21 protein-coding genes are annotated in these 22,115 nt (G+C 64.2%); 20 read left to right on the top strand and 1 reads right to left on the bottom strand.

Annotation, left to right across the window (positions count from 1 at the left end):
- Positions 1–108: 108 nt before the first annotated feature.
- The 6 genes from thrB (at position 109) to AC5RUM_RS18790 (ending at position 7,425) form a co-directional block, all read left to right on the top strand.
- Entirely contained in the window at positions 109–1,074 is a 966-nt protein-coding gene (gene thrB / locus AC5RUM_RS18815) for a homoserine kinase (protein ID WP_494036373.1), read from the top strand.
- 399 nt (positions 1,075–1,473) lie between these two features.
- Complete coding sequence (gene rho / locus AC5RUM_RS18810; protein WP_494036372.1) at positions 1,474–3,639, top strand: transcription termination factor Rho; 2,166 nt, start codon at positions 1,474–1,476, stop codon at positions 3,637–3,639.
- 190 nt (positions 3,640–3,829) lie between these two features.
- Positions 3,830–4,903, top strand: coding sequence for a peptide chain release factor 1 (gene prfA, locus AC5RUM_RS18805; protein WP_494036371.1), 1,074 nt, complete (start codon positions 3,830–3,832; stop codon positions 4,901–4,903).
- Between the two features lie 18 nt (positions 4,904–4,921).
- Positions 4,922–5,821 (top strand): peptide chain release factor N(5)-glutamine methyltransferase, encoded by a 900-nt coding sequence (prmC, locus tag AC5RUM_RS18800; protein ID WP_494036370.1) that lies wholly within the window; start codon positions 4,922–4,924, stop codon positions 5,819–5,821.
- Between the two features lie 15 nt (positions 5,822–5,836).
- Positions 5,837–6,631, top strand: a complete 795-nt coding sequence (locus AC5RUM_RS18795) for an L-threonylcarbamoyladenylate synthase (RefSeq protein ID WP_494036369.1) — start codon at positions 5,837–5,839, stop codon at positions 6,629–6,631.
- The gene (locus tag AC5RUM_RS18790; protein ID WP_494036368.1) at positions 6,628–7,425 is read left to right on the top strand and encodes a WecB/TagA/CpsF family glycosyltransferase; all 798 of its coding nucleotides are present in this window, start codon (positions 6,628–6,630) and stop codon (positions 7,423–7,425) included. The genes AC5RUM_RS18795 and AC5RUM_RS18790 overlap by 4 nt, the downstream gene beginning before the upstream one ends.
- Here AC5RUM_RS18790 and AC5RUM_RS18785 read toward each other — a convergent pair.
- Positions 7,406–8,302 carry a glycosyltransferase gene (locus AC5RUM_RS18785; protein WP_494036367.1) on the bottom strand — a complete coding sequence of 299 codons (897 nt, stop codon included), beginning with the start codon at positions 8,300–8,302 and terminating at the stop codon, positions 7,406–7,408. The genes AC5RUM_RS18790 and AC5RUM_RS18785 overlap by 20 nt on opposite strands.
- A gap of 343 nt (positions 8,303–8,645) precedes the next feature.
- Between AC5RUM_RS18785 and AC5RUM_RS18780 the strand changes: the two genes are divergently transcribed.
- The 14 genes from AC5RUM_RS18780 (at position 8,646) to AC5RUM_RS18715 (ending at position 22,093) form a co-directional block, all read left to right on the top strand.
- Positions 8,646–9,758: an MraY family glycosyltransferase gene (locus tag AC5RUM_RS18780; protein ID WP_494036366.1), complete on the top strand. Its 1,113-nt coding sequence runs from the start codon at positions 8,646–8,648 to the stop codon at positions 9,756–9,758.
- A 95-nt stretch (positions 9,759–9,853) separates the two neighbouring features.
- On the top strand, positions 9,854–10,351 hold the full coding sequence (locus AC5RUM_RS18775; RefSeq protein WP_494036377.1) for a Cg1360 family ATP-synthase-associated protein: 498 nt from the start codon (positions 9,854–9,856) through the stop codon (positions 10,349–10,351).
- Complete coding sequence (locus tag AC5RUM_RS18770) at positions 10,344–10,682, top strand: hypothetical protein (RefSeq protein ID WP_494036365.1); 339 nt, start codon at positions 10,344–10,346, stop codon at positions 10,680–10,682. The genes AC5RUM_RS18775 and AC5RUM_RS18770 overlap by 8 nt, the downstream gene beginning before the upstream one ends.
- A gap of 81 nt (positions 10,683–10,763) precedes the next feature.
- A complete protein-coding gene (gene atpB, locus AC5RUM_RS18765) occupies positions 10,764–11,564 on the top strand; it encodes a F0F1 ATP synthase subunit A (protein ID WP_494036364.1) in 801 nt (266 codons plus the stop codon).
- Positions 11,565–11,644: 80 nt separating this feature from the next.
- Positions 11,645–11,863 carry an ATP synthase F0 subunit C gene (gene atpE / locus AC5RUM_RS18760; protein WP_011692451.1) on the top strand — a complete coding sequence of 73 codons (219 nt, stop codon included), beginning with the start codon at positions 11,645–11,647 and terminating at the stop codon, positions 11,861–11,863.
- Positions 11,864–11,915: 52 nt separating this feature from the next.
- Positions 11,916–12,473: a F0F1 ATP synthase subunit B gene (locus AC5RUM_RS18755; RefSeq protein WP_400578427.1), complete on the top strand. Its 558-nt coding sequence runs from the start codon at positions 11,916–11,918 to the stop codon at positions 12,471–12,473.
- On the top strand, positions 12,473–13,300 hold the full coding sequence (locus tag AC5RUM_RS18750) for a F0F1 ATP synthase subunit delta (RefSeq protein ID WP_494036363.1): 828 nt from the start codon (positions 12,473–12,475) through the stop codon (positions 13,298–13,300). Before AC5RUM_RS18755 ends, AC5RUM_RS18750 begins: the two co-directional genes overlap by 1 nt.
- A gap of 83 nt (positions 13,301–13,383) precedes the next feature.
- On the top strand, positions 13,384–15,021 hold the full coding sequence (gene atpA / locus AC5RUM_RS18745; protein WP_400578917.1) for a F0F1 ATP synthase subunit alpha: 1,638 nt from the start codon (positions 13,384–13,386) through the stop codon (positions 15,019–15,021).
- 76 nt (positions 15,022–15,097) lie between these two features.
- Positions 15,098–15,988 (top strand): F0F1 ATP synthase subunit gamma, encoded by an 891-nt coding sequence (locus AC5RUM_RS18740; RefSeq protein WP_494036362.1) that lies wholly within the window; start codon positions 15,098–15,100, stop codon positions 15,986–15,988.
- A gap of 81 nt (positions 15,989–16,069) precedes the next feature.
- Positions 16,070–17,524, top strand: coding sequence for a F0F1 ATP synthase subunit beta (gene atpD / locus AC5RUM_RS18735; RefSeq protein ID WP_494036361.1), 1,455 nt, complete (start codon positions 16,070–16,072; stop codon positions 17,522–17,524).
- Position 17,525: 1 nt separating this feature from the next.
- Complete coding sequence (locus AC5RUM_RS18730) at positions 17,526–17,810, top strand: F0F1 ATP synthase subunit epsilon (protein WP_205653639.1); 285 nt, start codon at positions 17,526–17,528, stop codon at positions 17,808–17,810.
- 10 nt (positions 17,811–17,820) lie between these two features.
- On the top strand, positions 17,821–18,252 hold the full coding sequence (locus tag AC5RUM_RS18725) for a DUF2550 domain-containing protein (RefSeq protein ID WP_494036360.1): 432 nt from the start codon (positions 17,821–17,823) through the stop codon (positions 18,250–18,252).
- A gap of 5 nt (positions 18,253–18,257) precedes the next feature.
- Positions 18,258–19,556, top strand: a complete 1,299-nt coding sequence (locus AC5RUM_RS18720; protein ID WP_494036359.1) for an alpha/beta hydrolase — start codon at positions 18,258–18,260, stop codon at positions 19,554–19,556.
- The gene (locus tag AC5RUM_RS18715; protein ID WP_494036358.1) at positions 19,553–22,093 is read left to right on the top strand and encodes a phosphatidylglycerol lysyltransferase domain-containing protein; all 2,541 of its coding nucleotides are present in this window, start codon (positions 19,553–19,555) and stop codon (positions 22,091–22,093) included. The genes AC5RUM_RS18720 and AC5RUM_RS18715 overlap by 4 nt, the downstream gene beginning before the upstream one ends.
- Positions 22,094–22,115 lie beyond the last annotated feature (22 nt).

Below are 22,115 nucleotides of genomic sequence, written 5' to 3'. Positions count from 1 at the left end.
GGCCCTGCGGACGGAAGACGGCAGCGATGTCCAGCCCGTCAAGGTGTCCAACGACGTTGTCACGGTCGCCGCCGAGCTGGGACTGGAAGACAAGTAACTTTGGAAACCATGCTGCCCCAAACCGCCCAGCTGCCCGCCATTCAAAGCGGGCAGCAGGTTACTGTCCGGGTGCCTGCCACCAGCGCGAACCTCGGGCCCGGCTATGACAGCCTCGGCCTCGCCCTGACGCTGCACGACACCCTGACGGTCGAGAGCCTCGACAGCGGAGAACTGGTTTTTGAGCTCAGCGGTGAGGGTGCCGCGTCCCTGCCCCGCGATGCCAGCCACCTCGTGGTCAGGGCCATGAATGCGGCGTTCGCTCGCCTGGGCTACCGCCACAACGGCCTGAAGATCACGGCGGAGAACGTCAACCCGCACGGCCGCGGCCTGGGTTCGTCTGCTGCCGCGGTGGTGGCCGCCGTTACGGCAGCAAACGCCATGCTTCCCTCGGGGGAGCAGCAGGACCGGAACTGGATCCTCCAGCTGACCAGTGAAATGGAGGGGCACCCGGACAACGTCGCCCCGGCGATTTTCGGTGGGCTGGCGCTGTCGTGGCAGGACAGTGACCAGTACAGCAGCACCTGCGCCGCAGTGAATGAAGCCGTCATCCCCATCGTGGCCGTGCCCGATTATGAGCTGTCCACGGAAGCCGCGCGTGCCCTGCTGCCGGCCTCGGTGGGCCACCATGCAGCAGCCATGAACTCCGGCCGCGCCGCACTCCTCATCCACGCCCTGACGAACAAGCCGGAACTGCTGCTTGCCGGCACTGAAGACTTCCTTCACCAGAGCTACCGCGCGGAGGCAATGCGGCCCAGCGCCGCCCTCATCAAGGCGCTGCGCCAGACCGGGCATGCCGCCGTCGTTTCCGGCGCAGGGCCCACCGTCCTGGTGCTCGCCAACGGCGAGGCGGAAGCCGCGGATGTGCTGCAGTTCATCGATACGTTCACGGCGACGAACACGCCTGATATCAACTGGCGAGTGATGAAGCTGGCAGTGGACGTTGAAGGTGCTAAAGTGGGAGTGCACCGGCGGTAAACCCGCATTCAGTCATCGCAGTTATGCAGTCAGACAGCGACTCTGCAGTCAAGGGGCCCTGCAGCCAAGACCGTGCAGTCAAGAACCTGGTTATCGGCCATGTTGCCTATTCCGGTCCTGACCTGCTCAGTTCTGCTGCTGCTTCGTCTTCGTAATGCGCAGTATTTTCCGGTGCCGCCTCCTTGGCCTGACGGGGTTTACAGAAAGCAATCTGTTCCCTGACCCGTCAGTCCGACGTCCCGCTGAATTACGGAGCGTTGAAGGCGATCAGTATCCGGCCCTGCCGCGAATTCCATCCGGCAAGGCCGAAAATCCCGGCTGCAGATCTGAACTGCGGCCCAGATCAAATCATCGCGTCCAGCTCCCAGTCTGGACGCCGTCGAGGGGGAAGGATCCTTCGTGACCGAAACCACTGAGCTGTCGCCAGCTGTGGACACACCATCTTCAGCTTCCGGATCGTTGACGGAAGCACCCGCCAAGAGCAGCGGCCTCGCCGGCCTCAAGCTCGCCCAGCTGCAGGCACTTGCCAGCCAGCTTGGTATTTCCGGCGGCTCCCGTATGCGCAAGGGAGACCTCGTCTCTGCCATCTCGGCGCATCGTGCGGGTACTTCAGCACCCAAGGCTCCGGCCCGGGGTGCTGCGAAGACCACCGGTGACAGCAGTGCTGCCGCAGACGTAACGGCTCCGGCCGCCCCTGCTGCAGCGACGGAAGCCCCGGCCCAGGAAGGCACCCGTGCCCGGGGCCGTGGCCGCAGCCGCCGCGCCGTCAGCGACGGTGTAGTCTCCACTCCAGCCGCTGAACCTGCCGCCGAGCCCGCCGCCGTCGAAGCACCGGCTGCCCCGGCAGCCGCCGAGGCCCCCGAAGCCGCAGCCGGCGAAGGCGCCGGCGAACGCCGCCCGCCGCGCACCCGGAACCGCCGCCGTGGCGAGGCCGCCGCAGCGGCCCCGCAGGCTGAAACAGCCGAGGCCCCGGCCGAAGCAGCTCCGGCGGAAACGCGCGGTGCTGAGACCCGCGGTGCGGAAGCCCGCGGTGCTGAAACCCGCGGTGCTGAAACCCGCGGTGCTGAAACCCGCGGTGCTGAAACCCGCGAGCAGGGTGGCGACGCCGGCGAGGGCGCACAGCGCACGGACCGCCGCGAAGCCGGCCGCACCCGTGGTGGCCGCGACTCTGCTGAAAGCGCAGGCGGCCGTGACAACCGCCGCGATGACAGCCGCGACGGCGAGGACACCGATGGCGGCAGCCGCCGGAACCGCCGGAACCGCCGCGACCGCAACGAACGGTCCGACAGCCGGTCCGACAGCCGGGACGGCAACCGCAACGACCGCTTCCGCGACCGCAACGACCGCCGCCGGGGACGCAGCCAGGGACCCGACGTCGACGACGTCGAGGTCACCGACGACGACGTCCTGCTGCCCGTGGCAGGCATCCTGGATGTCCTGGAGAACTACGCCTTCATCCGCACTTCCGGCTACCTGCCGGGCCCGAACGATGTCTACGTGTCCCTCGCCCAGGTCAAGAAGTACAACCTGCGCAAGGGCGACGCCGTCGTCGGTGCCATCCGCGCTCCGCGCGACGGGGAGGACCGCGGCCAGCAGTCCGCGCGCCAGAAGTTCAACGCCCTGGTCCGCGTGACCTCGGTCAACGGCAAGACCTCCGAGGACCTCAAGGACCGCGTTGAGTTCGCCAAGCTGGTTCCGCTGTACCCGTCCGAGCGCCTGCGCCTCGAGACGGACCCCAAGAAGATCGGCCCCCGCGTCATCGACCTGGTTGCCCCGATCGGCAAGGGACAGCGCGGCCTCATCGTCTCGCCGCCGAAGGCCGGCAAGACCCTCATCCTGCAGTCCATCGCCAATGCCATCACCACCAACAATCCTGAGGTCCACCTCATGATGGTGCTCGTTGACGAACGTCCTGAAGAAGTCACGGACATGCAGCGCACAGTCAAGGGTGAGGTCATCGCCTCCACCTTCGACCGTCCCGCCGATGACCACACGACCGTGGCCGAGCTCTCCATCGAACGCGCCAAGCGCCTCGTGGAAATGGGCATGGACGTCGTGGTGCTCCTCGATTCCATGACCCGCCTGGGCCGCGCCTACAACCTGGCGGCACCGGCCTCTGGCCGTATCCTGTCCGGTGGTGTCGACTCCGCAGCCCTGTACCCGCCGAAGCGCTTCTTCGGTGCTGCCCGCAACATCGAAAACGGCGGCTCGCTGACCATCCTGGCCACCGCGCTCGTCGAGACCGGCTCCAAGATGGATGAGGTCATTTTCGAAGAGTTCAAGGGCACCGGCAACATGGAGCTCCGCCTGTCCCGCCAGCTGGCTGACAAGCGCATCTTCCCGGCCGTGGACGTCAACGCGTCCGGTACCCGGCGCGAAGAGAACCTCCTCTCGCCTGAAGAGGTCAAGATCATGTGGAAGCTGCGCCGCGTCCTCTCCGGACTCGAAACCCAGCAGAGCCTTGAACTCCTGACCAACAAGATCCGGGAGACGCAGAGCAACGTCGAGTTCCTCATGCAGGTTCAGAAGACGACGCTTGGAGCTAAGTCGGACAACGACAAGTAGCTGGCTTTAGCCGCTCAAAATATGCCGGCCCCGCCCCTACGCCGGGTGGCTTCCGATCTACGATCGTCAGCCACCCGGCTCCGGCAGGCCCGAAGCCTCTCCCTGGCCGGCATATTTTGAGCGGCTTCTCTGTTTGCCCACCTACGCCGCCGCATTACTAGACTTGAAAGAGTCGAAAGAGGTTTTGAAAATGTTTGAGTCCGTACAGGGCCTGCTTGATGAGCATGATGCTATTCAGGCTCAGCTGGGCGATCCGGCTGTCTATGCTGACCAGAAGCTGGCGCGGAAGTTGGGGCGGCGGTCCGCGCAGCTTAACGGCATCGTGGAGGCCTATCACAAGTGGCACGGGCTCCAGGATGACCTGGCGGCAGCCAAGGAAATGGCTGCCGAGGATCCTGAGTTCGCTGCCGAGGTGCCCGAGCTCGAGGCCGCCCTTGAGACTACCGCGGCGAAGCTTCGCCGGCTCCTCATTCCGCGCGACCCGGATGATGCCCGCAACGTGATCCTTGAGGTCAAGGGCGGTGAAGGCGGCGATGAGGCCGCGCTGTTCGCCGGTGACCTCCTGCGCATGTACACCCGGTATGCGGAGTCGCGCGGCTGGAAGACCGAAATCATTTCCGCAACCGAGTCGGATCTGGGCGGCTACAAGGACGTCCAGATGGCCGTCAAGGGCAGCTCGAACGACCCCGCCGAAGGCGTTTATGCGCGGCTGAAGTTCGAGGGCGGCGTGCACCGCGTGCAGCGCGTGCCCGTCACCGAATCGCAGGGCCGCATTCACACCTCGGCTGCCGGCGTGCTGGTCCTCCCCGAAGTGGATGAGCCCGAAGAGCTTGAAATCAGCCCGAACGACCTCAAGATCGACGTCTACCGGTCGTCGGGCCCCGGCGGCCAGTCCGTCAACACCACCGACTCGGCGGTGCGCATCACCCACCTTCCGACCGGCATCGTGGTGGCCATGCAGAACGAGAAGTCGCAGCTGCAGAACCGCGAAGCCGGCATGCGCGTTCTTCGTGCCCGTATCCTGGCGCACCAGCAGGAACAGATCGACGCCGAAAACTCGGCCCAGCGCAAGTCGCAGATCCGCACCATGGACCGTTCCGAGCGGATCCGCACCTACAACTACCCGGAAAACCGGATCGCTGACCACCGCACCGGCTACAAGGCGTACAACCTGGACCAGGTCATGAACGGCGACCTTGAACCGGTGATCCAGTCTGCCATCGAGATGGACGAGCAGGCGCGCTTGGACGCCATCGGCGACTAGCCGGACCGCCAAAACCAGATGACGTCCGAGCATGATCCGGCCCAGTCGGGGCTGTCCCTTGGCGATGCCGTCCGCGAGGCCACTGCGCTCCTGGCCGCTGCCGGAGTTCCGAGCCCCAGGGTTGACGCTGAACTGCTGGCCGACCACCTGCTGGGCGTGGGCCTGGGAAGGCTGCGGGCCATGATGCTCGGCGATACCCCGGCGCCGGGCGGCTATGCGGAACTGGTGGCCGAGCGTGCCCGGCGCATTCCGCTGCAGCACATTACCGGCGTCGCGCATTTCCGCTACCTTCAGCTGGCCGTGGGCCCCGGCGTCTTCATTCCCCGCCCGGAAACGGAATCGGTGGTCCAGTTGGTCATCGACCGGCTCCATGCACTGATCCATGCTGGCGTGCGCCACCCCAAAGTTGTGGATCTGGGCACCGGTTCGGGGGCCATTGCGGGCTCGGTGGCCCACGAGGTGCCCGAGGCCGAGGTCCATGCTGTGGAGTACAGCGAGTTCGCGCACGCCTGGGCGGCAAAAAACCTCCAGCCCCTCAACGTCCGGCTCATCCGCGGGGACCTGAGGGACGCATTGCAGGAACTCAACGGGACCTTCGACGTCGTGGTGTCCAACCCGCCCTACATCCCCGCCGAGGCTATCCCGAACGAACCCGAAGTGGCGCTCCACGACCCGCCCGAAGCGCTTTACGGCGGGGGAGCGGACGGCATGGAACTGCCGACGGCGGCTGCCGCCTCTGCGGCGCGGCTGCTGGTTCCCGGCGGGTACTTCGTGATGGAACACGCCGAAGTCCAGGCGGCCTGGATCGCGGCCATGCTGTCCCGGACGGGCCGGTGGACGGAAGTCACCACGCACGTGGACCTCAACGGCAAGGAACGCGCAACCAGCGCCGTCCTCGCCACGGCGGGCGCGGAGTAATGAAAGAATAAGGCAGTGACCACTACCTATAACTGCATGGCCGACGATGAGCGCACCGCAGGATTGGCTCACGCACGGCGTGCCATCCTCGAGAAGAAGTGCGTGGTGTTTCCCACGGACACCGTCTACGGGATCGCCGCGGACGCGTTTTCGCCGCAGGCCGTCACCATGCTGCTGGTGTCCAAGGGCCGCAGCAGGAGCATGCCGCCCCCCGTGCTGATGCCGCGCCTTAACGCCCTGGACGGTCTGGCCACCGATGTCTTTCCTGAGGCGCGCCAGCTGGCGGAGGCCTTCTGGCCAGGCGGACTGACGCTTATCCTGCACGCGCAGCCCTCGTTGGACTGGGACCTGGGTGACACCAAGGGAACCGTGGCGCTCAGGATTCCGGCCGATGAAGTGGCGCAGGAGCTGCTGACACTGACCGGTCCATTGGCCGTCTCGTCTGCCAACAGGACTGGGCAGGCACCAGCGCAGACCGCCTTTGAAGCCCGCTCCCAGCTTGCCGAGTCCGTGGAGGTCTATCTGGAAGGCGGATTCCGTCCCGTTGAGGGAACCGACGCACTGCCCTCCACGATCGTGGACGCCACGTCCAGGCCGCTGCGCGTGGTGCGGGAAGGCGCCGTGAGCCTGGAACGGCTCAGGGAAGTGGTGCCCGGGCTGCTCGACATCAAAGGCCATGCTGCCGATGCGGACGCTGCAGCCGCGCCCGCCGACGACGAGCCTGCCGATGTTGAGCCCGCCGACGTTGGGCCCGCAGTGGATCCTGCCGCCGATGAATCCGAGGGCGGCAAAGCGCCCCGTGCCGAATGATGCTCCAGCGCCAGGCGGTACCCGTCCTGGGAGTCGAAGCCACTCCGCTGGACGTGGCCGGACTCACCGGAGTGCTCAACAGGTTCATTGCTGATGGCACCACGCGTACCGTCGTCGGACACAACCTCCACAGCGTCACGCTGTTCCATTCAGAACCTGAATTCCGCAAATTCTATGAGGACAGCGACGTTGTCCTGATCGACGGCGCCCCGGTGCTGTGGCTGTGGGCGCGGGGAAAGCACCACGCTGTGCCCGTCATGGACTACCGGTTGGGTTCGACCGACTGGATTCCGGCGCTGGGAGAGGTCCGCGGACTGGAGCGGATAGCGGTCCTCGGGGCAGGACCTGTGGCCAATGCGCGCGCTGTGGCAAAGCTGCAGGGCATCGTTCCCGGGGCTACGGTCGCCGGTATGCCCGGCGATGGCTGGAACGACGACATTGAAGAGGCTGCGGTGGAGTGGCTTGCGGAGCAGCGGCCCCAGCTGGTGCTCGTTGGCTTGGGCATGCCGCTGCAGGAAGAAGTGCTGCTGCGCCGCCTGGGCTCGCTGCCTCCGGCGGTCTACTGCGCCGTGGGCGGGGCCATCGAGCAGATCGCCGGCATTCAAAAGCTGGCGCCGCGCTGGCTCGGCAGGCTTGGTCTTGAGTGGGCGTGGCGGCTCGTGCTTCACCCGCGGCGCGTTGCGTACCGCGTTCTGGGTGAACCGTGGGTGCTGCTCAGCCTGCTGGTCCGGCGCCGCCTGCAACGCCGGACGGCACCGGGCAGCCACGGGAGCTCTAGAACTTCTGGTCCTTGAGAGGGCCGAAACCCTTGCCGCGGAGGCCCGTCGAAAATGCCCTGAACCAGTCGGCCAGGCCGCGGAAGTCACCGCGGCGCAGGAAGTAACCCAGGTAGCCGCCGACGTCGGCAGTCAGGGACTTGATGCGGAAGTAGCGGCGGATCAGGTAGCCGCGGTTGCGGTAGTAGTAGTAACGCTTGAACGCCGATTCCGGGACGATGACGTGCCACCGGGGGCCAAAGACGTGCTGGGTTTCGGAGAACGCGTGGGGATGGCTGATGGCCGCCGTGGTGACGGTGCCGAACCGGATCCCCGCCTTGCGCAGACGGATGGTGAAGTCCACCTCGTCGCCCCGGATAAAGAGGCGCATGTCGGGCAGGCCCACTTTGAAGAAGACGTCTGAACGGATCAGTGCCCCGTTGAAGAAATGCCCGTCCTGGGGAAGGAAACCCACCTTTTCCAGCGCGGCGCGGTCGTGGGTCACTTTGCCGTCCAGCCGGAAGAAGAAGGACAGTCGGTCGGGGTGCCCGGGCGCCACGACCAGCGGAACCACGGCCTCAAGGTCCCGGGCCTCGGCCTCCCGGATCAGGGTGGCCAGGCATTCGGTGTCCGCCGGCTCGGCGTCGTCGTCCATCATCCAGATCCAGTCAGCACCGCTGGCCACGGCCTTCAGGACGGCCAGCGAGAATCCGCCGGCTCCGCCGAGGTTCGCCTCCGAGCGGACGTAGTCCACGTTGTGATGCCCCTCGGCCACCTCCCTGGCGGGAACGGTGCCGCTGTCCACAAGGCAGATCGACGCCACCGGAGCCGTCTGGCTGTTGATGGCGTTAAGGAGAACGGCGAGTTCACGGGGACGGTCAAACGTCACGGCAGCAACGGCGACGGACACTGGCATTACGGGATCCTTTCAGCGCGGCCGTCGGCAAGTTTCCCGCCGGCATGAGGCCGTGTGACGCGAAGCGATGTACCCGTTGGCATTAGTATCTTGACTAGAGTCCACTGTAATACAGCCCTGTCAGGCACTCATGCAGTGCCTGTCTGTGCGCATGGCGACGGAGAAGTTTCATTTATTGCACGTCAGATCCACAGCTATCGAGCCCCTACAGTCCCCCCAGCCGGACCCCGAATCTGCATCGGCATAAAATGCAGCACAGCGTCGCTGCGCGCTCCCTCCGCAGGGGCGGCCGCCAGGCTCGCCGCTCACGCTCCCTGAGCGCCGGCCGGGCGGGGGAGACCCCATGATCATGTACCTGAGCATGATGCTGACAGCGGCTACCGTGTCCTATGCGGCAACCTGGGGCGCGCGGCTGGTCGGCAACCGGCTTGAGCTGTTCGCACCGATCCGCAGCCGGGACATGCATTCGAGCCCGGTCTCGAGACTGGGCGGGCTGGGGATCTTTGCCGGTGTGCTCGTGGCCCTGGTTGTGGCCAGCCAGTCCTTCTTCGTGAAGGACATCTTCCGGGGAAACGCGGCGCCCTGGGGTGTTTTGGCGGGTGCGGCCGTCATCGTGCTCGTCGGCGTCGCTGACGACCTCCTGGATCTGCGCTGGTGGATCAAACTGATCGGGCAGAGCCTGGCGGCCCTCGTCGTGGCGGTCTGGGGCGTGCGGATGACCGTCATTCCATTCGTTCCGGAGCCGATCAGTTTTAACTCGGACCCTGTGAACATCCTCCTCACCACAGGCCTCATCGTCGTCACGATGAACGCATTCAACTTCATCGACGGCCTGGACGGGCTCGCGGCCGGGGTTGCGATCATCGGCGGGTCCGCGTTCTTCCTGACTGCCTACTGGGTCCACCGGAACGCGCCGATCCTGGACCGCTCCGACCTGGCAACCCTCCTCACGGCAGTCCTGGTGGGCAGCTGCCTGGGCTTCCTGCCGCACAACTGGTTTCCCTCGAAGATTTTCATGGGCGACTCCGGAGCCATGCTGATAGGCCTGCTGATGGCGTCCGCCGGTGTGGTCTCAACGGGACAGATCACCTCGGGCCTCTATGACCGCGTCAACGGTATCCCCACGATCATCCCCATCCTGCTGCCGTTCGCCGTCCTCTTCCTGCCGCTGCTCGACCTGTGCCTCGCTGTGGTGCGGCGCACCGCCGTCGGCCGTTCGCCCTGGTCCGCGGACCGGGGGCATCTTCACCACAAACTCATGGACATCGGCTACTCCCACCGCACCGCGGTGATGCTGCTTTACCTGTGGGCGGCCGTTCTATCGTTCGGGGGCCTCGCGTTTGCTGTCTACCCCTGGCAGATTGTGCTGGCCCTCGATCTCATGGCAACACTGGGCATGGGGCTCATCACTGCCTGGCCGTATTTGAGCCGCCGCAGCGCTGATACTCCGCAGTAGCCGGTGGTTTCCGTAATAATTTCTATCTCGTGTAGAATTCAGGGGCAGGTGTGTCCTGCACCGAATTCACCCCTGCCTCCGACGATTGGGACCCCATGACCTCCGACGCCGAGTCCGGACCTCTGTCCGGCAACGGATCCGTTGGCGCATCCGGTCCCAGGCGGTCGTTGTGGCTCGGTCTGCTGGGGCTGAGCTCGGCAACAGCCGGCGGAGCGCTGCTGCTCGCGGGCATCGTTGCCCTGGTTCTGAACGGCTGGGTCGGGCTGCTTTCGAGTACGTTCGGCGGCCTGCTGGTGATGGCATTTTTTGCCATCAGCCTCCTGATCGGCCATTTTGTCGGCAAAGACAATCCGTCCGGCGCCGTCGGCCTGTTTGTTGCGACTTACTTCGTAAAAGTCATTGGCTTTGCGGTCGTGCTGTTCGTTCTCGGCGCGCCGGCATGGCTGCACGAACGCTGGTTCCTGATCGGGGCTGTCGTGGCTGTGGTCTTCTGGCAGGCTGCAGAAATCTATGGCTTCAGCAAGGCACGCCTGCAGATCTTCAATGACCCCCGGCCAAACCCACAATCGGATGGCGGAACCACTGATGTCTAAGCGGCACCACTCCGAAAACAACCCTGCCGACGACGCCCGCAAACCGGCCGGCACCCCTGGCGACTCCGCCGGGAATGGTGACGGCGGTTACAACGCTGGAATCGCTGTGTTCAGCTACATTATTGGCGGAATCATGGTCTGGAGTTTGATAGGGTGGGGTCTGGATTATCTGTGGGGAACCCGCTGGATCGTGCTCGCAGGCGCTCTGCTTGGAGCTGCGGGAGGATTCTATTTATCCCATATGCACGGCCTCACCAGTTCGAAGAAACCGACTGGTGGGAATGGTGCAGCCAGCGGCCCGTCCGAGGACGGGACCAGTAATGCCAAATAACTTTACAAGGGGGAGGGCGAGCATGAGTCACGCCGGAACCCAACCAACGCCCAACGATGGACACTGCAGAGAGGAAACGCGTTGATCGCGCTTGCGCTCCCGGCCCAAAATTCAGGAGTCTTCACGCCTCCCGGAATTGAAGAAATGCACCTGCCGGCGATCCTGCCGTTCGGTGCGCATGACGGATTCTCCAAGCAGATGCTGCTGGTAATCCTGTCCGTCGTCATTATCGCTACATTCTTTATGCTAGCTGCGCGGAAGCAGCAGATGGTTCCTGGCAAGCTGCAGTTCGCCGGCGAGATGGCCTACGGCTTCGTCCGCAACAGCATCGCCAAGGACATCATCGGCGGCAGGGACTTCATGAAGTATGTCCCGCTGCTGTTCACGCTGTTCTTCTTCATCCTGGTGAACAACATCTACGGCGCGATCCCGCTGATCCAGCTGCCGAGCTTCTCCCACGTGGGCGGTGCCTACGTCCTTGCCGCCATCGTGTACATCACCTGGATCGCCATCGGCGTCAAGAAGAACGGCCTGCGTTACTTCAAGCTCGCCACGGTTCCCTCCGGAGTTCCGGTCTACATCCTGCCGATCGTCATCCCGATCGAGATCATCTCCAACTTCCTGGTCCGTCCTGTCACGCACAGCCTCCGTCTGTTCGCCACCATGCTGGCAGGCCACCTGATCGTCATGATCGCCGGCTCGGGGATTGAGTTCCTCGTCATGCAGGAAAACGTTCTTCTGAAGGGGACCTCTGTTCTGGTCCTGGCCGGTGCAATCGCCATGTACATGCTCGAAGCGCTGATCATGGCACTGCAGGCCTACGTCTTCACCCTGCTGACGGCTATCTACATCGAAGGCGCTCTTCACGCCGACAGCCACTAGGCACCCTTAAACTTCCCCCTCGCGGGGATGAAGCAACCCAAACAACCTGCCACAGAGTTGGCATCTTGAAAGGAAGAAAAATGGAAGGCTCCATCAACGGCTCCCTCAACCTCATCGGCTACGGCCTCTCCGCCATCGGCGGTGGTATCGGTGTGGGTCTCGTGTTCGCTGCTTACATCAACGGTGTGGCACGTCAGCCGGAAGCCCAGCGCGTCCTGCAGCCGATCGCATTCCTCGGCCTCGCGCTGACTGAAGCCCTCGCCATCCTGGGTCTGGTCTTCGCATTCGTTCTTAGCTAGTCCAGCAGAACTAGCGAACATTCAGAACCGAGTAGATAAGGACGGGTGAAATATGAATCAGCTGATCATCTCAGCCGCCACAGAAGGCGCAGCGGCGGCTAACCCGCTCGTTCCCAATGTCTGGGAAATGGGCGTCGTCCTCGCCGGCTTTGCTGTCCTCTTTTTCATCGTGGTCAAGTTTGTTGTCCCGATGTTCGAGAAGACGTTCGCAGAGCGTGCTGAGGCCATCGAAGGCGGCATCGCCAAGGCTGAGAAGGCCCAGGCCGAGGCTTCCGCAGCGCTCGAGGAGTACAAGCAGCAGCTCACCGACGCACGCGCAGAGGCCAACCGCATCCGCGAGGAGGCCCGTGCCGAAGGCGCCCTGATCCTTGCGGAGCTGAAGGAGAAGGCTGCTGCCGAGTCTGCGCGCATCACGGCGCAGGCACACGTACAGATCGAATCCGAGCGTCAGGCGGCCGTGGTGTCCCTGCGTTCAGAGGTGGGCACCCTTGCCACCACGCTGGCTGGCCGCATCGTCGGTGAGTCGCTGAGCGACGACGAGCGCGCGGCACGTGTTGTTGACCGCTTCCTGGCTGATCTGGAGAACCAGAACGCAGGTGTAGCAAAGTAATGGCAGGTGTATCGAGCGAATCGCTGACCAAAGCGCTGACCGGGCTGGAAGCCAGGCTTCCATTTGCATCGCTGCAGTTGGCAAAGGAACTCTTCGGAATCCTGGGAACGGTGGACAGCTCGGCTGGCTTGCGCCGTGCCCTGACGGACCCGTCCCGCAGCGGTGAGGAAAAGTCAGCGCTGATCAGGCAGCTGTTCAGCGGGAAGGTCTCCACTGAGGCTGCGGAGATCGCGGCCGGACTGGCCAGCTCACGCTGGGCATCGGCGCGAGACATCGGCGATGCACTCGAGACGCTTGCCGCAACGGTGGTAATCGCCGTTGCAGAAAACAAGTCGGCCGTTTCTGCCTCCGGCATCACCGGACTGGAAGAGCTCGAGAACGATTTGTTCTCATTCAACCAGGCCGTGGCTTCCAGCCACGAGGTGCAGCGTGCTCTGTCTGAACCGCAGGCCAGCGCCGCAGCAAAGATCACCCTGGCCGAGAGGATCGTTCCTGGCGTAGGCGAGGAAGCGAAGGTCCTGATTGGTCAGGCAGTGTCGCAGCCGCGCGGTATCAAGGCAACCAGGCTCGTCGCCCGGTTTGCCGAGCTCGCCGCAAAGCGCCAGCAGCGCTGGATTGCAACCGTCAGTGTCACGCGTCCCTTGACGGAGACGCAGGCCAATCGTCTGCAGGCGGGGCTCAACTCCCTCTACGGACGCGAGCTCAAGATCAACGTCAAGGTTGATCCTTTGCTGATCGGCGGCATCCGCGTACAGGTGGGCGACGAAGTGCTCGACGCTTCTGTCCTCACCCGTCTGGGCGAGCTGCAACGCCAACTGGCCGGCTAGCCGGACAAGCACAACTTAACTGATAGAAACCCCGGTCATCGTGAGCAACGATGATCACGAAAACAGGAGAGCAGGGACTGCAGATGGCCGAATTGACCATCAACGCCGACGACGTCCGTAATGCGTTGAACGAGTTCGCGGCGTCCTACGAACCCGGAAACGCAGAGCGCGTAGAGGTCGGCCGTGTTACCACCGCAAGTGACGGCATCGCCCGTGTTGAGGGCCTTCCCTCGGTCATGGCGAACGAGCTGCTTCGCTTCGAAGACGGCACCCTGGGCCTGGCCCAGAACCTCGACGTCCGCGAGATCGGTGTCATCGTCCTCGGTGACTTCACCGGGATCGAAGAAGGCCAGGAAGTCCACCGCACCGGACAGGTTCTGTCCGTGCCGGTTGGCGACGCGTTCCTCGGCCGCGTCGTTGACCCGCTGGGCGTGCCCATCGACGACCTCGGCGAGATCAAGGCTGAGACCACCCGCGCACTGGAGCTCCAGGCTCCCGGCGTGACCCAGCGCAAGTCGGTGCACGAGCCGATGCAGACCGGTCTGAAGGCCATCGACGCCATGATTCCGATCGGCCGCGGCCAGCGCCAGCTGATCATTGGCGACCGCCAGACCGGTAAGTCCGCCATTGCCATCGACACGATCATCAACCAGAAGGCCAACTGGGCTTCCGGCGATGTGACCAAGCAGGTTCGCTGCGTGTACGTGGCAATCGGCCAGAAGGCGTCCACCATCGCGGCCATCCGCCAGACGCTGGAAGACAACGGCGCACTGGAATACACCACGATCGTCGCCTCACCGGCTTCTGACCCCGCCGGCTTCAAGTACCTGGCTCCCTACGCCGGGTCTGCCATCGGCCAGCACTGGATGTACGGCGGCAAGCACGTCCTCATCGTGTTCGATGACCTCTCCAAGCAGGCCGAGGCCTACCGTGCAGTTTCGCTGCTGCTCCGCCGCCCGCCGGGACGCGAAGCCTACCCGGGCGACGTGTTCTACCTGCACTCCCGTCTTCTCGAGCGTTGTGCCAAGCTCTCCGACGAGCTCGGTGCCGGCTCGATGACCGGCCTGCCGCTCATCGAGACCAAGGCAAACGACGTTTCGGCCTACATCCCGACCAACGTGATCTCCATTACCGATGGCCAGATCTTCCTGCAGTCGGACCTCTTCAACGCCAACCAGCGCCCCGCTGTTGATGTGGGTGTCTCTGTGTCCCGCGTCGGCGGTGCTGCACAGGTCAAGTCCATGAAGAAGGTCTCCGGTACCTTGAAGCTGGACCTTGCCCAGTACCGCGACATGCAGGCGTTCGCGATGTTCGCATCCGACCTGGATGCCGCTTCCCGCCAGCAGCTGACCCGTGGTGCACGCCTGATGGAGCTGCTCAAGCAGGGCCAGTACTCGCCGTTCCCGGTCGAGGACCAGGTCGTGTCCATCTGGGCAGGAACCCAGGGCCACCTGGATGACGTTCCCGTCGAGGACATCAGCCGCTTCGAGTCCGAGTTCCTTGAGCACCTGAAGCACAAGTCGTCCATCCTCACCACGCTGGCTCAGACCAACGTCCTGGATGATGACACCGCAGCAGCGCTGAAGGACGCGATCGTCGACTTCAAGAAGGGCTTCTTCGGCGAAGGCGACAACCATCTGGTAGGCGCCGGCCACGAGGAGCATGAAGCCATCTCCGAGGGCCAGGTCGACCAGGAAAAAATCGTCAGGCAGAAGCGCTAGTTTCGTTGGCAGGGACTGCCGGAACCCCGAAGGGTTCCGGCAGTCCCGGCCATCGGGATCTTAGGAAAGGATAAGTATGGGAGCCCAGATTCGGGTCTACCGCCAGAAGATCGCCTCGACGACGTCGATGCGGAAGATCTTCAAGGCGATGGAACTGATCGCTACCTCGCGCATCGGCAAGGCCCGCGCACGCGTAGCAGCTTCACTGCCTTACGCAAACGCGATCACGCGCGCCGTTTCTGCCGTTGCAAGCCAGAGCGAAATCGACCACCCTCTGACAACCGAGCCGGAGAACATCCGCCGCGCCGCAGTGCTGGTCATCACCTCTGACCGCGGCCTGGCAGGATCCTACTCGGCAAGCGTGCTCAAGCAGGCCGAGGGCCTCAACGAGCTTCTCCGTGCCGAGGGCAAGGAGGTCAAGACCTACCTGGTGGGCCGCAAGGCACAGGCGTACTTCGACTTCCGTGGCCGCTCCTACGGAGGGGTCTGGACCGGCGGCACCGACGCACCGGAGTTCGCTACGGCGCAGGAAATCGGCGCGACACTGCTGAAGGATTTCGCAACGGACTACGAAGAGGGCGGCGTGGACGAGATCCACGTTGTGTACACCCGCTTCAAGTCCATGGTGACCCAGGAGCCGACGGTCATCCGTCTTCTTCCGCTCGAAGTTGTAGACGAGCAGCCTGCCTCCGAATCGGACCTGCTGCCCTTGTACGAGTTCGAACCGGAGTCAGAGCAGGTTCTCGATGCTCTGCTGCCGCGGTACATCGAATCCCGGATTTTCGCAGCCATGTTGCAGGCAGCGGCTTCTGAGCTCGCTGCCCGCCAGCGGGCCATGAAGTCCGCGGGCGACAACGCCACGGACCTCATCAAGAAGTACACGCGTTTGCGCAACACCGCCCGCCAGGCGGAAATTACGCAGGAGCTTTCCGAAATCGTGGCCGGCGCCGACGCTCTCGCGTCCTAGCCTGCCGGATCTCGGATCCAGCCCGACCTGCACCACAGATAAACTTAACCCCCACGCCATCTACTGAGTGAAGTGAGAGAGATGACTGCCACCGCTACCGAACACGTAGCCGCAACGTCCGGTGCCACCGGTCGTATTGCACGTGTCATTGGCCCGGTTGTCGACGTCGAATTCCCGGCTGACGCAATCCCCTCGATTTACAACGCACTCACCACCGAGATCACTCTCAACGGTGAGACCAAGACCATCACGTTCGAGACCTCCCAGCACCTGGGTGACAACCTCGTCCGCGCTATCGCCCTGCAGGCCACCGACGGACTCGTCCGCGGTACGTCTGTTGTTGACAGCGGTTCCCCCATCTCCGTGCCTGTGGGCGACGGCGTCAAGGGCCACATCTTCAACGTCCTGGGCAAGCCGCTCGACGTTGCCGAGTCCGAAATCCAGGCCTCGGACTACTGGCCGATCCACCGCAAGGCACCGTCCTTCGCTTCCCTCGAGGGTTCCACCGAGATGCTCGAAACGGGCATCAAGGTCATCGACCTCCTCACCCCGTACATCAAGGGTGGAAAGATCGGCCTGTTCGGCGGCGCCGGCGTGGGCAAGACCGTTCTGATCCAGGAAATGATCACCCGTGTTGCCCGCAACTTCGGTGGTACTTCCGTGTTCGCCGGTGTTGGCGAGCGCACCCGTGAAGGTAACGACCTCTGGGTCGAAATGGAAGAGGCAGGCGTTCTGAAGGACACCGCCCTTGTATTCGGCCAGATGGACGAGCCGCCGGGAACGCGTCTGCGCGTCGCCCTGTCGGCCCTGACCATGGCGGAGTACTTCCGCGATGTCCAGAACCAGGACGTGCTGCTCTTCATCGACAACATCTTCCGCTTCACGCAGGCAGGTTCCGAGGTTTCCACCCTTCTCGGCCGCATGCCTTCCGCCGTGGGTTACCAGCCGAACCTGGCTGACGAGATGGGTCTCCTCCAGGAGCGCATCACGTCCACCAAGGGCCACTCCATCACCTCGATGCAGGCCATCTACGTTCCCGCAGATGACTACACCGACCCGGCCCCGGCCACGACCTTCGCACACCTCGACGCGACCACGGAACTTTCCCGTGAAATCGCCTCCCGTGGTCTGTACCCGGCCGTTGACCCGCTGACGTCGACCTCCCGAATCCTGGACCCCCAGTACATCGGCAAGGACCACTACACCACGGCTGTCCGTGTGAAGCAGATCCTGCAGAAGAACAAGGAACTCCAGGACATCATCGCCATCCTCGGTGTCGACGAACTCTCCGAGGAAGACAAGATCGTGGTGTCGCGTGCACGCCGCATCCAGCAGTTCCTGTCGCAGAACACCTACACCGCCAAGCAGTTCACCGGCGTCGAGGGTTCCACCGTGTCCATCAAGGACACCGTTGAGGGCTTCACCGCCATCTGCGACGGCGACCTCGACCACATCGCGGAGCAGGCGTTCTTCAACGTCGGCGGCCTCGATGACGTTGAGCGCCAGTGGGCCAAGATCCAGGAACAGACCAAGTAATATGGCTGAGCTTGAGGTTGAGATTGTCGCAGCGGACCACTTCGTGTGGTCCGGAGCGGCCAAGATGGTCAAGGCCCGCACCAGCGATGGTGAAATCGGAATCCTGCCCGGCCACTCGCCCCTGCTGGCGATTCTGGCCGAAGGTGAAATGGCAATCGAGCCCGTTTCCGGTGACCGTATCGCTGTAGTTGTTGACGGGGGATTCTTCTCCGTCGACAACAACCGGGTGGTTATTGTTGCTGACAACGCCCAGCTGGGCGACGCGGCCACTGCGGGGATACGCTAGCACGACTTTGATGGACGTTACTGGTTTTCCGTTCATCGCCATAGCAGCCGCGTTTGGGTTGCTGATTTTTACGCTGTGCCTTTTGGGGGTGCGCCGCTACAACCTGCGGCGCGCCCTGGGCACGGTTGACGCCTCCATTTGCACGGCTGGAAAGAGCTGGCAGATGGGGGTTTGTCGTTATCAGGACACGGAGCTGGAGTGGTTCAGGCTGCTCTCGCTCAGCGTGCGGCCCAAGCACCGCTTCACGCGCAGTTCGCTTGAGCTCGTGGGGAGGCGTCAGCCCACCGAGGCCGAGCTGGTCAAAGTGCAGCCGGACGTCGTGATCGTCGAACTGAAGTACGAGGGTCAGGATGTATTGCTCGCGATGAAATTCGACGCATATACCGGGCTTTCCTCCTGGCTGGAGGCCGGCCCGGTTATTGGCATCGGCACCTGGCGCTAGCCGGCATGGACGCCCTTGCCGATATCCGGCTCGTGGACGGGCCCTTTTTTTGGGCCGCTTGGGCTGTGGGAGCCGCTGGTGCAGTTCACCTGCTCTGGCGGCGCGGCAGGCGCTGGCCGCTGGTGCCCGCTCTTGCCGTGGCCTCGGCCGCCCTACTCGTGGCAGCCGTTCACTGGCTGCTGATTTACGTCTTCTCCACGTTCCCCGAAGAGCTCCCGCGCGAGGTGCTCGGGTGGTCCGTCCCGGCAGTGGCCGGCGTGCTGCTCTGGATCACAAGGCTCGCCCCTGCCGGCTGGAAAGGCAGGGCCGCCGCCACGGCAGCCATGCTGGGGGTCGTCCTGCTGTCCTCCGTGCAAATGAATGCCTACTTTGGGCTGAACCGCACAGTGGGGGACCTTCTGGGGACAGCCGTTGCCCGCATTCCTCCGCTCGAGGCCGGGCTGACCCGCCAGGCCGGAGGAGCCGTGCCGGTACAACTCGCAGAATGGGTGAGGCCCGAAGGCCTGCCCTCCGAGGGGGTGCTCCGGAAAGCCGACATTCCGGGCACGAGCTCGGGTTTCGACGCCCGTGAGGCGTATATCTACCTGCCGCCCGCGTACCAGAGCCCGGAACGCCCCGCACTTCCAGTGTTGGTGCTGTTTTCAGGGCAGCCCGGCGGGCCGGCCGACTGGCTGACCGGGGGAGCCTTGCGCAGCCACATGGACAGGTTCTCCGCCCGGCACAATGGTGTCGCCCCGGTAGTGGTGGTGGTGGATCCCAATGGTTCTTCTTCCGGGAACTCGCTCTGCATGGACAGCCGTATCGCCAAGGCGGACACGTACTTGTCCGTCGATGTTCCCCGCTGGATCAGTGAGACGCTCGACGTCGGTGCGGACCGGAGCAACTGGGGCGTCGGAGGGTTTTCGTTCGGTGGCACGTGCGCCATGCAACTGGGCACCAGGCATCCGGAGCTCTACAGCTCCATCCTCGCTTTTGCCAGTGAACAGGAGCCGGCGCTGGCCAAGGAACGGGAGAAGACAGTGGAGGCTTCTTTCGGCGGAGACACGAAGGCCTTCGAAGCGCAGACCCCTCTTTATCTGATGAAACAACGCAGCTTTGAAGGCAGCGCGGTCTACTTCGCTGCCGGAGCCGCGGACCCCGAGTTTACGGGCTACATGGACGTGCTCTCGGCTGCCGCCCGCGAAGCAGGATTCGAGGTTGAAGTCCGCCGCATCGCCAACTCCGGGCACTCCTGGGAGACCGTGTCCAGGGGCATGCAGGATGCGCTCGATTTCTTCGCCCCGCGCTGGGGCATCGCGCCTTGACGGCAGTATCCCATGGCGGCGCCGGTGATACCCTCACCAAGGTGCTCCGGCAGACTGCGAAGGTGTGCCTGCAGCATTTTAGGACCACTCCACTGACACTTGCCGTGCTGACGGCTTTCGTCGCCGCCGGTGCTGTCACCGGCAGCTTTCTGGCGGGGCCGCCCGAATCAATGCTTGATTTCGCGGCCGTAAACGCGGAGGGCGTCAAAGCCGGGCGCTGGTGGTCGCTGTTCACCTCCATGTTCTTCGCCAGCAATCCCGCGGCTTACCTGGCCGCCGGGCTCATGATTCTGCTTTTGCTGGGGTTTGCCGAGAGGAAGCTCGGCCCCGTGCGCACGGCCGTGTTTTATTTCGGCGGACAGTTCGCCTCAGTGACACTCTTCCTCCTGATTACCCAGGTTGCCGAGCAGGCCGGTGACCCGTGGCTCGGGTCCATGGCGAATACACTGCTGATGGGGCCGTACGCCCCTGTCCTCGCCGCGTCCCTCGCAGCCAGCGGCCTGTTCCCGGCGCTGTGGCAGCGGCGGCTGCGCACTGCAGTGTTGTCCACGGCGCTGCTGCTGGTGCTCTACGTGGGACACCCCGAAGCCGTGGTGGGGCTGCTCGGGGCACTGCTGGGTCTGGCCGCAGGATGGTGGATCCAGAGCGACCAGGGGGTTCTGCACCGGCACCGTTCCACCGGCCGCGAAACGCGCAATCTCCTCGCCTTGACGGTCGCCATTTTCGCCATCGGGCCAATGCTCACCGCCGCGGCACGGAGTCCCGCCGGTCCGCTTGCCCTGCTGCGCAACGTTGTCCTCAACCCGCTGCCCACCCTGAGCCAGCTTGAGGAGAACTGCGGAGGCACACTGGACGCAGGCTGCCTGGAACTGGACAGGCAGGGCCTCGGGGGGCCGCTGGGCCTGGCTCTCGCCGTCGTACCGGTGATCCTGCTGCTGATCTGCGCCGACGGGATGCGCCGCGGCCGGAAACTGGCGCTCTGGATTGCCATAGTCGTCCAGCTGACCGTGGCCGCCCTCTCCGCTGTGTACCTGGCGCTCTTCGCCCAGATGGCCGGTTCCGTATCCCTCCAGGACACCTCGGCGCTGGAATCAAAGTTCGTGCACGTTCTGCCGCTGGTCGCTGTGCCGGTACTGCTGGTGGTGCTGCTGCTGGCGTACCGCCGTCACTTCCGCATCCAAACCTCATCCCGGGCGCTGCGCGCGCTGGCGTTTACGGTCGGAGGAACCTGGCTGGTACTGGCCTCGCTATATACCGCATCCTGGTACGCCGCCGGTGGCCCGCGGAGGGACGGAGGTCTGCTGGTCTTGGCCGGCGAACTGGCACGGCAATACCTTCCGGTGCCCTTGCCCGGACTCTACCGGCGGGTTTTCGAGAACCACAGTGCCCTGGAAACCGTCCTGTTTGCCTATTCGGGAGTCATCTTCTGGATTGTCGCACTCGCAGGCGTCTGGATGGTGCTGCTGGGGAGCCATGATCATTCCGACGCGGGGGCGGACGACCGGGAGGCGGCGCGGGAGCTGGTGAGGCGAGGCGGCGATTCCCTCTCGTGGATGGCCCTGTGGGAGCCCAACAAGTACTGGTTCCTGCCGGGCGGAGGTGCCGGGATCGCGTACCAGCAGCACGGCAGCGTCGCCTTGACCCTTGCCGGACCCTTCGGCGACCCTCTCCGGCGTGAGGCGGCTGCTGAAGGCTTTCTGCGCTTCTGCGCCGACCATGCCTTGATTCCGTGCTTTTATTCCTGCACCGACGGATTATGGCCAATGCTGAGCGACCGTGGTTTCTCCCGGGTTTCGGTAGCCCAGGAGACGAGGCTGTCGGTGCGCGAACTGGAGTTCAAGGGCAAGGAATGGCAAAACGTCCGCACTGCGCTCAACCGTGCCAAGAAACTCGGGGTGGACGCGAGATGGGGCAACTACAGCAGCCTCCCGCAGTCCCTGCGGAACCAGCTAAGTGAAGTTTCCGAGGAGTGGGCAGCACAGAAAACCGTTCCGGAGATGGGCTTTACCCTGGGCGGCGTCGACGAGCTGATGGACGACGACGTGTTGTGCTGCCTCGCCGTCGACGAGCAGGGACTGGTGCACGGGGTGACGAGCTGGCTGCCGGCGTACGAAGGCGGGCACGTGGTGAGCTGGACGCTGGACTTCATGCGGCGGCGCGGCGAAGGCTTCCCCGGAGTGATGGAGTTCCTGATTGCATCCGCCGTCCTGGAATTACGGAAAACAGTCGAGGTCATCTCGCTCTCCGGTTCGCCGCTGGCCCAGGACCCCGCTGTTCCCGGGGGCGGCGGACGGGCGCAGGGGACTGAAGTGCTGGCCGGCATCCTTGACGTCGTGGGGCGTGCACTCGAACCGATTTATGGATTCAGGTCTCTGGCGACGTTCAAGTCACGTTTCAAGCCCGAGTACAGAACCCTCTATCTGTACTACCAGGACCCGCTCCAGTTGCCTGCCATAGGCCGCGCCCTGAGCCGCGCATATCTGCCGGGACTTTCCATTCGGCAAAGCGCGCGTCTGCTGAGGACGCTCGTGCGTTAGAAGATTTAATGGCCTGCAATTA

The sequence above is a fragment of the Arthrobacter sp. B2060 genome (assembly GCF_059090445.1).
Note: the sequence above shows the minus strand (reverse complement) of the source record. Positions and strands in the feature narration are given on the sequence as shown.